The organism is Pseudarthrobacter sp. GA104 (genome assembly GCF_009741265.1).
Classification (GTDB): Bacteria; Actinomycetota; Actinomycetes; order Actinomycetales; family Micrococcaceae; genus Arthrobacter.
In genome coordinates this window covers 4,561,350-4,575,160 of record NZ_WOWL01000001.1, presented here as the reverse complement: position 1 = coordinate 4,575,160, position 13,811 = coordinate 4,561,350, and the positions used below count along the sequence as shown (strand labels likewise).

General features: G+C 64.1%; 13 protein-coding genes. 7 read left to right on the top strand and 6 right to left on the bottom strand.

All coding sequences use genetic code 11. The features are described from left to right. Positions 1-135: 135 nt before the first annotated feature. The gene (locus GK109_RS21005) at positions 136-2,913 is read right to left on the bottom strand and encodes a phytase (RefSeq protein ID WP_197432523.1); all 2,778 of its coding nucleotides are present in this window, start codon (positions 2,911-2,913) and stop codon (positions 136-138) included. Between the two features lie 476 nt (positions 2,914-3,389). Between GK109_RS21005 and GK109_RS21000 the strand changes: the two genes are divergently transcribed. Continuing rightward, positions 3,390-4,502, top strand: coding sequence for a DNRLRE domain-containing protein (locus tag GK109_RS21000; protein WP_157242347.1), 1,113 nt, complete (start codon positions 3,390-3,392; stop codon positions 4,500-4,502). A gap of 237 nt (positions 4,503-4,739) precedes the next feature. Beyond that, positions 4,740-6,338 (top strand): ABC-F family ATP-binding cassette domain-containing protein, encoded by a 1,599-nt coding sequence (locus GK109_RS20995; RefSeq protein ID WP_321216198.1) that lies wholly within the window; start codon positions 4,740-4,742, stop codon positions 6,336-6,338. 127 nt (positions 6,339-6,465) lie between these two features. Here the strand turns inward: GK109_RS20995 and GK109_RS20985 are convergent, their stop codons facing one another. Genes GK109_RS20985 through GK109_RS20970 form a run of 4 tightly spaced genes read right to left on the bottom strand, consistent with a single transcriptional unit; the run spans position 6,466 to position 8,522 of the window. Then, on the bottom strand, positions 6,466-6,942 hold the full coding sequence (locus GK109_RS20985; protein ID WP_157242346.1) for a YbaK/EbsC family protein: 477 nt from the start codon (positions 6,940-6,942) through the stop codon (positions 6,466-6,468). Positions 6,943-6,945: 3 nt separating this feature from the next. Continuing rightward, complete coding sequence (locus GK109_RS20980) at positions 6,946-7,821, bottom strand: SURF1 family protein (protein WP_157242345.1); 876 nt, start codon at positions 7,819-7,821, stop codon at positions 6,946-6,948. Beyond that, complete coding sequence (locus tag GK109_RS20975) at positions 7,822-8,091, bottom strand: hypothetical protein (RefSeq protein ID WP_157242344.1); 270 nt, start codon at positions 8,089-8,091, stop codon at positions 7,822-7,824. Next, the gene (locus tag GK109_RS20970) at positions 8,088-8,522 is read right to left on the bottom strand and encodes a DUF3099 domain-containing protein (RefSeq protein WP_370460740.1); all 435 of its coding nucleotides are present in this window, start codon (positions 8,520-8,522) and stop codon (positions 8,088-8,090) included. The genes GK109_RS20975 and GK109_RS20970 overlap by 4 nt, the downstream gene beginning before the upstream one ends. A gap of 153 nt (positions 8,523-8,675) precedes the next feature. Between GK109_RS20970 and GK109_RS20965 the strand changes: the two genes are divergently transcribed. Both GK109_RS20965 and GK109_RS20960 read left to right on the top strand, forming a co-directional pair. Beyond that, positions 8,676-9,401: a beta-ketoacyl-ACP reductase gene (locus tag GK109_RS20965; protein WP_157242343.1), complete on the top strand. Its 726-nt coding sequence runs from the start codon at positions 8,676-8,678 to the stop codon at positions 9,399-9,401. A 126-nt stretch (positions 9,402-9,527) separates the two neighbouring features. After that, positions 9,528-10,292: an SDR family oxidoreductase gene (locus tag GK109_RS20960; protein ID WP_157242342.1), complete on the top strand. Its 765-nt coding sequence runs from the start codon at positions 9,528-9,530 to the stop codon at positions 10,290-10,292. Between the two features lie 70 nt (positions 10,293-10,362). Here the strand turns inward: GK109_RS20960 and serB are convergent, their stop codons facing one another. Further along, the gene (gene serB, locus GK109_RS20955) at positions 10,363-11,256 is read right to left on the bottom strand and encodes a phosphoserine phosphatase SerB (protein ID WP_157242341.1); all 894 of its coding nucleotides are present in this window, start codon (positions 11,254-11,256) and stop codon (positions 10,363-10,365) included. Between the two features lie 102 nt (positions 11,257-11,358). Between serB and map the strand changes: the two genes are divergently transcribed. The 3 genes from map to GK109_RS20940 all read left to right on the top strand — a co-directional run bounded on the left by map (position 11,359) and on the right by GK109_RS20940 (position 13,808). Continuing rightward, complete coding sequence (map, locus tag GK109_RS20950; RefSeq protein ID WP_157242340.1) at positions 11,359-12,129, top strand: type I methionyl aminopeptidase; 771 nt, start codon at positions 11,359-11,361, stop codon at positions 12,127-12,129. Positions 12,130-12,219: 90 nt separating this feature from the next. Beyond that, positions 12,220-13,005, top strand: coding sequence for an ABC transporter ATP-binding protein (locus GK109_RS20945; protein ID WP_157242339.1), 786 nt, complete (start codon positions 12,220-12,222; stop codon positions 13,003-13,005). 17 nt (positions 13,006-13,022) lie between these two features. Further along, on the top strand, positions 13,023-13,808 hold the full coding sequence (locus GK109_RS20940; RefSeq protein WP_157242338.1) for a sulfite exporter TauE/SafE family protein: 786 nt from the start codon (positions 13,023-13,025) through the stop codon (positions 13,806-13,808). The last annotated feature ends 3 nt before the right edge of the window (positions 13,809-13,811 follow it).

The following is a 13,811-nucleotide window of genomic DNA, read 5'->3' as shown; positions in this document are numbered from 1 at the left end:
AGGTATTTTGTAGGGGCCCTACTAAAGCAGGCCCCGGCGGATGAGGGCTGGGCACAACTGGCCCACCGTTCATGCCAGTAACGGGTCTGGTTCCTGGGGGCCGCGATGGGTTCTGTGAGCTGTGAGCTCCTACGGTTATTGCAGCTGAAGCACCAGCTTTGGCGGGGTGCTTGTCTCCCTTGAGCCGAAGTCGGCCCCGTCGCTGCTGGTGGCGTTGATGCCAAGCGAGAGGATTCCGCCGAGCTGCAAAGCTGACGCACTCAGCGTCACTTCATAGCTGGTGTTCGACGCGACGGGTCCGAGACTGCCCAGCACACTGCTGCCCAGGGCCGGCCTTGTGCTGTACGTGAGGCCGCTCTCAGTCCAGGTGTCGTCCGTAACCAGCCTGACGTTCTGCATACCCACTGAGCCGCTGGTCGTCGCCCGCAGTTGGAGCTTCGCGCTCACGATCGTCTTTCCTGCGAGCGCCGACACATCAAACTTCAGGTAGGCATTGTCCACCGGACTGTTGTCCACCGCGAGCTTCGGCGCCGTCCCGTAATTCGCCGTCGCCGCCCCGCTGGAAACATAAGCGTCCGCTGTGGCCGTCAACGTCACCGTCACCGTCTCCGGGGGCGTCGTAGCCGCGGCTGTCGTGAAAGTCCACGTCTTGGCAATGACTGCATTTCCGGAGGAATCTTTCGCCCCGGTGACCCTCGCGGTGTACTGCGTACCAGGATTCAAACTGGCGGTGGGATCCAGCGTGGCGGTGTTGTTGCTGAGGGTCACGACCGCATTCACAGGAGTGGTTGAAGTTCCCTCGGCAAGCGTGAACGTCGTGTTGTTGACCGTCGTCGAGTTCATTGCCTCCGAAAACGTAGCCGTGACATTGCCGGTGACCGCTGCGTCTGCTGCATTTTCTGCAGGAGTCACCGAGGTCACCGTAGGTGCGGTGGTATCTCCGGGCGGGGTCCCCGTGCCTGATCCCAGCTGGAGGACCAGCCTGGGTGGGGTGGTTGTCTCTCTTGAGCCGAAGTCGGCCCCGTCGTTGCTGGTGGTGTTGATGCCAAGCGAGAGGATGCCGCCGAGCTCGCCCTGCAGAGCTGACGCAGTCAGTGGCACTTCATAGCTGGTGTTCGACGAGACGGGTCCGGCGGTGCCCAGGATGCTGGTGCCCAGCGCCGGCCTTGTGCTGTACGTGAGGCCGCTCTCAGTCCAGGTGTCGTCCGTAACCAGCCTGACGTTCTGGGTTCCCACTGAGCCGCTGGTCGTTGCCCGAATCTGGAGCTTCGCGCTCACGATCGTTCTTCCTGCGAGTGCCGACATATCAAACTTCAGGTAGGCATTCTCCACCGGGCTGTTGTCCACAGAGAGCTTCGGCGCCGTCCCGTAATTCGCCGTCGCCGCCCCGCTGGAAACATAAGCGTCCGCTGTGGTGGTCAAGATCTCCGTTTGCGGCGCCGTGGTGTCGATCAGCCACGTTCGCTCCGCGGGAGTCGGGTCCGCGTTGCCGGCCGCGTCGGTCGCCCGCACCGTGAAGACGTGCGAGCCAACCGCGAGATCAGCGTATCTCTTCGGCGAGGTACATCCCTCGAAGGCACCTCCATCCAAGGCACACTCGAAGGTCCCGGGCTCCGTGGCAGTGAAGGTGAACTCGGCCGAAGTGCTGCCACTGGTCCCTGACGGACCACCTGTAATCGATGTATCGGGCGGGGTGGTGTCCGGCACGGGGTCTCCGCCTCCGCCCTCTGCTCCTATTTGTCGCGGGTCAAAAGTAGTGTCCACAAGCAGGCGGGGGCTGAACGCATCGGCAATCTGCTGCCAGGAGACAAGCTTGTGGTTTTGGTTACCGCTGTTACCGTTGCCCGCGTCCGTGTTGTTGTGGTCCTGGCTCGTGAAAAGGCCAGCGGGATAGGAGGGTCCAAGTGGGAAATTGGTGACATCAATCCCGTCTTGGCCATTGACACCGTCGACGCCGCCTCCGGCGACGATCTTGAAGGAGCCGACGAACGCGTTGTCACCGCGGTTGTAGACAACGAAGTTGGATCCGCCCTGGCTCGACACAATCAGATACCCGGTCCCCTGCCGGCCATAGTAAATGGCGGAGTTTTTGACGTTCTCCACTATTCGTCCGCCGGTCGCCACCGTGCGGTCCACGAGCGACCGGGTTGAGCCGTCCCCCGGCTCAGCTCCGTAGCGCCAGAGGCCGACTTTCTCCTCGGACACGTATAGACGTTGCAGCTCATCATCTGCGGAAATACCCTCGGAGCTGTCGCCGTTGTCGAAAGAACGCACCGCTGTCCCGCGAACCGATCCGTTGGCGCCATCCAACTCGAACTGGGTAATCACATTCGTATTGAAGTCATGCACAAAGGCGTAGTACTTCCCCGACGCCGGGGAGTGATACATTCCAAAGCCACGGGGCCTGCCTGGAGTGCTGATGCGCCCCACCTCTGTCAGGGACCGGTCCGCGACGTTCACCTTGTAGAACCGAACGCCGGTCGACTCCACATTCCTCTCCGTCACGCCGACGAGGGCGACGCGCTCACTGCCCAACGGAAAGTTGTACCGGAGATCGACGTTGTTCATGCTGCCGTGCAGGTAGAAATGCAGCTGGCGCCCGGACAGGTCGTAGACCCCCACTCCTCCGGTACTTAACTTGTCTGTGCCGATCACCACGCTCTGCGACGGATCCGTGGGGTGTATCCAGACCGCGGTGTCGTCTGCCGCGTCACTGGAGCTCGGAACGGGTGTTGTCTCTCCCGACGGAACCACGAGGACGTCCGCCGCATGCGCTCGCGGGGCGATGAGTACGTTGAGGCCTGCGAGGGCGGCGGCTAAAACCGCAACAAGCAGGATCCGGAGCAGCGTGGGAGCGTGGCGCAAGGATCCGCCAGCGGCCCGCGTGCGTCGAGCAGCAACCGTGTGAGCCATGGACTTCCTATCCGTTGGCCGGTGCTGCATAAATGCACCGGATGTCCGATACGGACGCCCCAGGCCCCAGCAGCATTCAGCGTCGTAGGGGAAGCCTACGCGCGGCCGGACCAGGCAAGAATAAGGGCGATCACCCATTTCACTCATTAGGTATAGGTGTTTTGTCAGTCCCAAAAACTTGGGTATAGGGGATCGATTGCTCCGTTATTGTTCCAGGCTTACGCTTTGAGATAACTCGCATTTAGCCGTCGTTGTTTCTGGGGTCGACACTGGCGCGGGCAGCCGGTACATCAAAATCCCTAGTAGAAACAGCGACGACCATGAAGGCTACGAGCGTTCAAGCGCTGCAAACTCAGCAGAACCGGCGTGGCATTGAGTTCCGGCGTAAATGCGCAGCGGTTGCTTCGTCCATTCTGATTATGTTCGCAATTATCACTCCGACAACCGCAAGCGCGGCAGCGACAACCTCGTTAGTCATGGATACTTACGTGCAGGCCGACAAAGCGAATTCGAACTTTGGGAACAGCATCCGTTTATCTACGGAAGGCCGGGCGTATATCTGGCGGAACTCGCTCCTACGGTTCTCCGTGCTGGTGCCCGCAGGAGAACATGTCGTATCAGCCAAACTTCGGGCGTATTCCGAGGCATCTGCAAATTCCACTCAGTTCGTTGACGCCTTTACTACATCTGGCGGCTGGACCGAGAGGGGCGTCACCTGGAATAACGCGCCGGCACGCGGGACATGGCTCGGGAAGGCCGGCGGATTCGCCAGCGGCTCCTGGGTTGAATGGGATGTAACCAAGGGCGTCAATCCGAAGGGCGGCGAGCAAAACTTCAAGCTGGAAAGCAACGCGCAGAAGTGGATCGGGTTTAAGTCCAGGGAATCGTCGAACTCCGCCCTGCGCCCAAAACTTGTGGTGACGACAGCGCCTGACACGGTGACCTCCACCGAGGCGGCCGTAGTCCAGGGGTGGGGCGCGAGCGTGGCCGGGGACGAGTTCAATTATTCCGGCGCGCCCGATGCCGCGAAGTGGAATGTCTACAACAGTGCCGGCCACGCAGGAAACGGTCTCCGGAGTCCTCAGCAGGTAACCGTGAACGGGTCCACAATGGTCATGACCGGAACTCCGGATGGCACGACTGCCGGGATGGGCGCCAAGTTTGCTAACCAGAAGTACGGGCGGTGGGAAGTCCGGGCGGCCGGGTCCGGTGATAACGAATACCACCTGGTGTCCATCCTGTGGCCCGACAGTGAAAATTGGCCGTGTGACGGCGAGATTGACTATGCGGAGACGACCGGCGACTGGAACGTCATCCAGTTCTTCCACCACTATGGATGCTCGAACTTACAGACCGCGGCGTCCAAGCCCCTGGATGTGACGCAGTTTCATAACTACGCGGTCGACTGGTCGTCGCGCGGGATCGTCGGCTATGTCGATGGCATAAAGTGGTTCGAAGACACCGACCCTGCACATCAGCCTCCCGGTCCGATGCATCAGACCTTACAACTGGACTGGTTCCCTGACGCCAGTGCCGACGGAGCCGGCGAGATGCGGGTTGACTGGGTCCGCGTGTACGCGGCAGGGTGAACATCCAAGCGCAAGCAACGCCGGACAATTCCTGGTGGACATACCGGTTCCCGTCGTGCCTTCGAACGCGCCAGCCATGGTCCGGGTACTCCAGTCCGTGAGACCCGTCTCGAAGTAGCCCTCCCCGGCGCGTTGAACGGTAGACTTGGATGGGCCGTTCTCCGGCCATTGCCGCCCACGCCCATCACAGATACTTGGGGCTGCGGCTTATCCCTGCTGTGAAAGGCTTTACCTGCTGTGATTACTGTCCAGGACCTCGAACTGCGTGCCGGCGCCCGGCTCCTGATGGATCAGGTGAGCTTCCGCATCGACAAGGGAGACAAGATCGGGCTGGTGGGCCGGAACGGCGCCGGGAAGACGACGCTCACCCGCGTGCTCGCGGGCGAAGGGCTTCCGGCAGCCGGCAAAGTTACCCGCACCGGTGAAATCGGCTACCTTCCCCAGGATCCGCGCACGCCGGACATGGAGCAGCTCGCGCGGGACCGGATCCTGTCCGTCCGGGGCCTGGACATCGCCGTCGGCAAGCTCCGCTTGGCGCACGAAGAGATGGCCAGCGAGGATGCTGCCGTGCAGCGCAAGGCAATGAACCGCTACGACCGGCTCGAGTCCGAGTTCCTGGCGGCCGGCGGTTACGCCGCTGAAGCCGAGGCCGCAGCTATCTGCTCCAACCTCGCCCTGCCGGACCGGCTGCTGAACCAGCCGCTCAAGACCCTTTCCGGTGGCCAGCGGCGCCGCGTGGAACTGGCGCGCATCCTGTACTCGGATGCGGAGACCATGCTCCTCGACGAGCCCACCAACCACCTCGATGCCGACTCCATCGCGTGGCTCCGTGACTTCCTGAAAAACCACCAGGGCGGGCTCATCGTGATCAGCCACGACACTGAACTCCTCGAAGCCACGGTTAATAAGGTGTTCCTGCTGGATGCCAACCGTGCGCAGATCGACTTCTACAACATGGACTGGAAGCGCTACCTCACGCAGCGCGAAACCGACGAACGTGCGCGCAAGCGCGAGCGGGCCAATGCCGAGAAGAAGGCCCAGGTGCTGTTCGACCAGGCTAACAAGATGCGGGCAAAGGCCACCAAGGCCGTTGCCGCCCAGAACATGGCCAAGCGCGCCGAGCGCCTGTTGAGCGGCCTGGAGGCTGTCCGCGAGCAGGACCGGGTGGCAGCGCTGCGCTTCCCGGATCCCTCGCCGTGCGGCCGGACCCCGCTTACCGCCGAGGGCCTCAGCAAGTCCTACGGTTCCCTGGAGATCTTCACTGACGTGGACCTGGCCATCGACCGCGGCTCCAAAGTGGTCATCCTGGGACTCAACGGTGCCGGCAAAACTACCCTGCTGCGGATGCTCGCGGGCGTGGACAAGCCCGACACCGGTGACGTGATTGCCGGGCACGGCCTGAAGGTGGGCTACTACGCGCAGGAGCACGAGACCCTCGACGTCGAGCGCACCGTCCTGGAGAACATGCGCTCCGCTGCACCGGACATGAAGGACGCGGAGGTGCGCGGCATCCTGGGCTCGTTCCTGTTCTCCGGCGACGACGTCGACAAGCCTGCCGGCGTCCTCTCCGGCGGCGAGAAGACGCGCCTCGCCCTGGCCACCATCGTGGCCTCCAGTGCCAACGTGCTCCTCCTCGACGAGCCCACCAACAACCTCGACCCCGCCAGCCGTGCCGAAATCCTCGGGGCCCTCAAGAACTACAGCGGAGCCGTCGTCCTGGTCAGCCACGACGAGGGGGCTGTCGAGGCCCTCAACCCTGAGCGCGTCGTCCTGCTGCCGGACGGTATCGAGGATCACTGGAATGAAGACTATTTGGACCTGATTACGCTGGCTTAGGCTGTCGGTTTTGCTTGCGTTCGCTGCGCGACGCCGGTGATTTCCAGCGTGCTGGCTCCTTCGTCGCCTTTGACGCACGCTAAATAAATCACCGACGCCGCTGCGCTTGTGGGCCTGTCACCTTGGGTCAGCGGACGTTAAGCTCCAAGGCTCCGGTAATTCTCTGCAACTGCCCGTAGGTGATGCTGAACATTGAGTTGTGGTCTCCTGCTCCGGCCCAGAGGAGTTCCTGTTTCTTGAGGGAGCTGTCCAAGAGGGCCCTGATCTTTTCCGGGTGGCCCACCGGGGCCACTCCGCCTACCGCCTGGCCGGTATGCTGCAGGACGAACTCGGGGGAGGCGCGGCGGATTCTGCCTTCACCCAGCTGCCCGGCCACCAGCCTTGTGTCCACCCGTGCCGCCCCACTGGCAAGGATCAGCAGGGGCTCCCCATTGAGGTCGAAGATCAGGCTGTTCGTGATCGCCGCGAGGTCGCAGCCGAGCGCCTCAGCTGCCGCGGACGCCGTCGGAACGCCCGCCGGAAAAGTCCGCACGGTGTCCCCAACTCCGGCAGCCACCAGGGCCGCGCGCACCAGGACCACCGGGCCGCCGTCGTGCTCCGTCATCCGTCAGTACCCCTGGGCGTCGAGGAGTGCGTCTTCCTCTTCCTCGGATGTCGCCTTCTTCCGCTTCCTGGGAGGTGACGGACGACGGCGTGGTGCCCCGGCCGCCGCGCGGGGCGTGCCGTCCGCAAACGCATCGTCGTCCTCTGCGTCAATGGCCGCGTTACGCGCCTGCTGGCGGGCGGCGTAACCGAAACCGACAAACATCAGGACGCCGAACGCGAACCACTGCAGCGAGTAGGAAAGGTGCGTGCCCTCCTCTGTGGAAGGCTTGGGGAACGCCATGGGCATCTCGGCGGCCGGGGGAGTCTCGGAGGCGAGCTGCCCGTAGGCTCCGGTCAGCAGCGGGTACCCAAGCTGGGCGGAGTAGGCGGGAAGGTCGATGGACGCCAGCTGGCCGTCGGGGGCGCCGCGCTTGAGTTCAGGCTCGGGATGCTTCAAGCGGACGACGGCGGTCACCTCACCTGGAGGGGGCGCCGGCACGGAGTCGGGGCTGCCGGGATTCCTGTTGCCGATGGGCAGCCACCCACGGTCGATCACGACGGTTTCACCCGTGGTCAGCCGGAACGGGACCACCACTTCGTAGCCAGGCTGGCCATTGAGCGGACGGTTCCGAACCACGCGCTGGCCGTCAACAAGATAGGTGCCCCGCAGCTCCACCTGCGTCCACTCCAAGGCGGAATCCAGCCGGCTGAATTGTCCTTTGGCGTCCTCGAACGGAATGGGCGCCGCAGAGTAATTGGTCACCACCCGGTTGATCTCGGCGAGGGTCTCGGCGCGGCGGTCCATCTGCCAGCGGCCCAGGAACACGCAGGCGGTGGCGAAGATTGCGGCCAGCAGGAGATAACCCAGCCACTTGCTGGAAAAGAGGAAACGGTACATTCAGCTGTCCTGCTCCGGGGCACCAAAGATCCGGTAGTCCTCAAGCGGCAGGGTTTCCTTCCACAGCCCCCTCGTCTGGAGGTAGTCTTCCAGCCATTCCCGGTGGTCCGCACAGGCGAGCCAGGTCTTGCGCCGCTCGGGGGTGTGGATTTTAGGGTTGTTCCACAGGAGCTGCCAGGAGGCCTCGGAGCGGCAGGCCTTGCGTGAGCAGATGGCAGCGGATTCCGCGAGCGCGGGATCGGATCCCGCCGCGAAGTCGAAAATACTCATGATGCCCTCCGCTCCTGCCCGGTTGTTGTTTCGTCGTCGTCATTGATGAGTTCGCCCTGAAGGACCTCGTTGACGTGTTCGTCATTGGCCGAGCGTGCGGGGGGACTCTCGAGTTCCGCCAGCGGCGCGGAGTCCAGCAGCAGGTCACTGTGCCCCTCCGCCTTGTCGCTGCCGTTCGCTATGACCACCGCAATCCACGGCAGGAACACGGCTCCGGCCACCGCGATAATCTTGAACCAGCCGTCCACCACGAAGATCAGGATCAGGCACACCATGCGGATACCCATGGCCAGCGCGTACTTGATCATGCGCTGGCGCATATCCTCGGAATGGGCCGCCGCAGCATCCGTGATGCTATGGACTTCCGCATCGCCGGAGAACCGGCCGGGTTCTCCAGTCGCGGATTGTCCCGCATGGTTTTCAAGGGTCACGGTGATTCATCACGCTCCAAAGGCTTAGCTCAATTCTCTCACCATCGGCAGTGGCACCCAAACCCGGGCCGGGCCGGACGCTAAGATCGAAGTCAGCCAAATTACCCCTACCTACCGCGGCCCCAGCGCGCCGCAGAATACCGGAGCCCCTCCATGACTGAAGCAGCCACCGCCCCCCGCAGCGTCCTCATCACCGGCGGCAACCGCGGCATCGGCCTGGCCATCGCCGAGGCGTTCCTGGCCAACGGCGACAAGGTGGCCGTCACCTACCGCAGCGAATCGAAACTCCCGGAGGGGATCCTTGGGGTCAAGGCCGACGTCACGGACGAGGCCTCGGTGGATGCCGCCTTCAAGGAAGTGGAAGCGGCGCACGGTCCCGTGGAGGTCCTGGTGGCCAACGCGGGCATCACCAAGGACACCCTGCTGCTGCGCATGAGCGAGGACGACTTCACGTCCGTCATCGACACCAACCTCACCGGCGCGTTCCGCGTCATCAAGCGCGCCTCCAAGGGCATGATCCGGCTACGCAAGGGCCGCGTTGTCCTGATCTCCTCCGTGTCCGGCCTGTACGGGGCTCCCGGCCAGATCAACTACTCGGCGTCGAAGGCAGGCCTTGTGGGCATCGCCCGTTCCCTGACGCGTGAGCTTGGATCGCGGGGGATCACGGCCAACGTCGTCGCCCCGGGCTTCATCAACACGGACATGACTGCCGAACTCCCCGACGCCACCCGGAAGGACTACCTTTCCAGCATCCCGGCGGGCCGCTTTGCCGAGGCCTCCGAGGTAGCCAACGTGGTCCGCTGGATCTCCAGCGACGAGGCCGCCTACATCTCCGGAGCTGTCATCCCCGTCGACGGCGGCCTGGGCATGGGGCACTGACCGGCGCCGGCGAACTAGCAGCCCGGCGCTTCTTTGTGTAGGTCACACAAGGGAATTGGCCGGGGGCGCTGGCATGATGGACTGCAGGCCATCAGCAATTTAGACGTTTCAGACAAAGGAGCCCGCATGGGACTGCTGGATAACAAGACTGCCATCGTGACCGGATCCTCGCGCGGAATTGGGGCGGAGGTAGCCAAGAACCTTGCCCGCGAGGGCGCCGCCGTCGTGGTGAACTACCGCCAGAAGGCACCGCGCGCCAACAAGGTGGTGCAGGGCATCGAGGCCGCCGGCGGCCGCGCCGTGGCCGTGGGCGCCGACCTCACCAGCCAGGAGGGCGTGCAGGCCCTGGCCAGCGCCGCCATGGAGAACTTCGGATCCCTGGACATCCTGGTGCTGAACGCTTCCGGCGGCATGGAAACCGGCATGGGCGAGGACTACGCGCTCAAGCTGAACCGCGACGCCCAAATCAACATGCTCAACGCCGCCGTGCCCCTGATGCAGGAAGGCTCCCGCGTGGTGTTCGTGACCAGCCACCAGGCCCACTTCATCAACACCGTGCCCACGATGGAAGCCTACGAGCCCGTTGCCCGCAGCAAGCGCGCCGGGGAGGACGCCCTGCGCGAACTCATTCCCGGCCTCGCCGAGAAAGGCATCACCCTGGTGGTTGTGTCCGGCGACATGATCGAGGGCACCGTCACCGCAACGCTCCTGGACCGCTCCACGCCTGGTGCCATCGAGGCCCGCCGCGCTGAAGCCGGAAAGCTGTACTCCGTGGAGGAGTTTGCCGAAGTGGTGGCCAGCATGGTCACCGCCGACGTCGAATCCGGCCACACCGAATACGCCGGCGGGGCAGACTACTTCGGCAAGGGCGCCGGCCAGGCCACGAGCTAGGCCCCAGCCAAAACGCCGGATGGCACGTTGCGGCGCGACGTGCCATCCGGCGTTTAAGGGGAGGCGCCGCTCAGACGCCGGCGACGTACCGGACGGCGTCGAGGTACGGCATGTTGACGGCGGCGTCAGCCACGGCGCGCACGGCGGGTTTGGCGTTGAAAGCGATGCCAATGCCGGCCGCACCGAGCATGTCCAGGTCATTGGCGCCGTCACCCACGGCCACCGTGTGCTCCAGCGCGATGCCCTCCGCTGCTGCCCATTCACGCAGGTATTTTTCCTTGGCTGCCCGGTCCACCACGGCGCCGAGCACCTTGCCCGTCAGCGCGCCGTCGACAATCTCCAGCTCGTTCGCCTGCCAGTAGTCCAGGCCCAGCTCATCGGCGATCGGCTCCAGGATCTGGTTGAAGCCGCCCGACACAACTGCAACCACGTGGCCGGCAGCCTTGAAGGCGGAAACCAGTTCCCCGGCTCCCAGGCTCAGCTTCACTTCCTGGCGGACGGAGTGGACGACGTCGGCCGGAAGCCCCGCGAGGACTGCCACCCGTGCGTGGAGGCTTTGGGCGAAATCCAGTTCCCCGCGCATTGCGGCTTCGGTGACAGCGGCCACTTCTTCGCGTTTCCCGGCGTAGGCGGCCAGGAGTTCGATGACCTCCTGCTGGATCAGGGTGGAGTCCACGTCCATGATCAGGAGTTTGCGTTCGGCTGACCGCAGGCCGGCAGGGACCAGGGCGGTGTCCAACCCGCCGATGGAGGCCCCGGCCAGGGCATGGCGAAGGGCGGCAAGTCCGGCGGCCGTCGCATCCGGGAGCGCCAGGTCCGCGACGTGGACCTGGTACCGCTCGTCGCCAAGGCTTGCCTCTGACAGAATGGCGGCGCCGTGCGCGGTGAAAATGGAACGGAGCTGCTCCAGCCCGGTTGTGGTTACATTCAGGCCGTAGCTGACCGCAGTCACGTTCGAAGTCATGCCTGCAATCTTAGCCAGCGGGGGAGGGGTCCCTTGAATTCATTTCACGGCTGCTGAAAGGTGGCAAGCGGACAGCAAAAACGGTCGCACCTGGAGGAACCCATGATTGAGCTGCTCACGCCCCGCGAGGTTGACGAGGCCCGTGTTTCGGGCCAGTTCGTGGCGAAGACCTTGGCGGCGTTGAGGGAGAGAGTCGGGCCGGGAACGAACCTCCTGGAAATAAACGACTGGGCTGCCTCCATGATCCAGGCCGCGGGCGCGCGCTCCTGCTACGTCGACTACGCCCCCTCATTTGGGCGCGGCCCCTTTGGGAAAGTCATCTGCACGTCCGTGAACGACGCCGTCCTGCACGGGCTGCCCCATGACTACGTGCTGATCGACGGGGACCTGCTGACGCTCGATTTCGCCGCGAGTGTCAACGGTTGGGTGACGGACTCGGCAATCAGCTTCGTCGTAGGGAATTCGTCCGCGCCCGAAGACCGGCACATGATCGAAACCACCGAGAAGGCCCTCCTGGCCGGCATCGGCGCAGCGCAGCCGGGAGCCAGGATCGGAGACATGTCCCACGCGATCGGCTCGGTGCTTGAAGCGGCACAATTCCAGGTCAATACCCAGTTCGGCGGGCACGGCGTCGGGAGCACCATGCATCAGGACCCGCACATCCCCAATACCGGTAAACCCGGGCGCGGATACGTGCTTCGCCCGGGACTGCTGTTGGCCATAGAACCTTGGGTCATGGACGGCACCAGCAAGCTCGTTACCGATCCGGACGGGTGGACGCTGCGCAGTTCCAACGGCCGCCGGACCGCGCACTCGGAGCACACGATAGCCGTCACCGGATCCGGTCCGCTGGTCCTCACTCAACTGGCATGACGGGCATGCGGGGAAGCTGCCCATCCAGGGTTTCGCTGTTACCTGCGCCGGTTATCAGTCGGCCTCTTTTTTGTCCTAGTGTCTACTCCTATGAGTGATGTTCTGGAATTGGCTTCCGTCAGCGTTGTCCGCGGCAAAAAGACCCTGCTGGACAAAGTCGATTGGGAGGTCAATGAAGGCGAACGCTGGGTGATCCTCGGACCCAACGGCGCCGGCAAGACGACGCTCCTGCAGATCGCTGCAGCCCGGCTCCACCCCAGCAGCGGTAAGGCCGGCATCCTTGACGAAATCCTCGGGCGCACGGACGTCTTCGAGCTCCGCCCCCGGATCGGGCTTTCCTCCGCCGCGCTGGCCACCCAGATTCCTGAACAGGAGAAGGTCCTCAACGTCGTGGTTACCGCCGCCTACGGTGTCACCGGCCGCTGGCGCGAGGGCTACGAGCGCGACGACGAGCGGCGGGCTTTCCGGCTGCTCAACGACTGGGGGATGGGCCCGCTCCTCAACAGGACCTTCGCCACCCTGTCGGAGGGGGAGCGCAAGCGTGTCCAGATCGCCCGTGCCCTCATGACCGATCCCGAGCTGTTGCTGCTTGATGAACCGGCGGCCGGCCTGGACCTTGGTGGCCGCGAGGAACTCGTCCACAAGCTTGGGGAACTCGCACAGGACGAGGCCGCGCCGGCCATGGTCCTGGTGACGCACCACCTGGAGGAAGTCCCGCCGGGCTTCACGCACGCCATGCTGCTGCGTGACGGCGGCGTGGTCGCCGCGGGTGTGATCACGGATGTCCTGACAGCGGAAAACCTCAGCAAGACTTTCGGGCTGGACCTGGACGTGAGCGTCAACGCCGGCCGGTACACCGCCGTCGCCCGCCGCTAAGGCGGCACTGCAGCACCTTGGATCTTCTCAGCAGCATCTTTGTGACCATCGCCGGCCTCTGGGCCGGCACCATCAACGCCGTCGTGGGCTCCGGCACCCTGGTGACATTCCCAGTCCTGATCGCCTTGGGGGTCGCCCCTGTGGTGGCCTCCATGAGCAATGCCATGGGCCTAGTCTTCGGTACGGCAGCGGGAGCGTTCGGTTACCGGCGCGAGCTGAAAGGCCGCGGACGGCAGCTGATGAGGCTCCTTCCGGCCTCGCTCCTGGGCGGCATCTCCGGCGCCTGGCTCCTCCTGCACCTCCCCGAAGAGGTATTCCACTACGTTGCGCCCGTCCTCATTGTCCTGGCCCTCCTGATGGTGGTCTTCCAGCCCCGCCTGCAGGCCTGGGTGCGCACCCGGGAGGCGAACCCGGAACACGCCGTGCGGGACAAGGGGCACGGCATCCTCCTGGTGGTGCTGGTCTACCTCGCCGGCGTGTACGGCGGCTACTTCGTTGCGGCCCAGGGAATCCTGCTGGTGGGCATTTTGGGTGTCTTCCTGACGGGCACCATCCAGAACGCCAACGCCATGAAGAACATCCTGGTTTTGGGCGTGAACCTGGTGGCCGCGGTGTCCTACGTGCTTTTCGCGTTCGACCGGATCAACTGGCTTGTGGTGCTGCTGATTGCCGTGAGCTCCAGCATCGGGGGTCTCATCGGGGCCAAAGTGGGCCGCCGGCTCCCACCCACGGTGCTGCGGGCCGTGATCCTTGTCCTGGGCCTGGTGGCCCTCGGATTCATGATCGCCAATCTGCTGAAATAATCA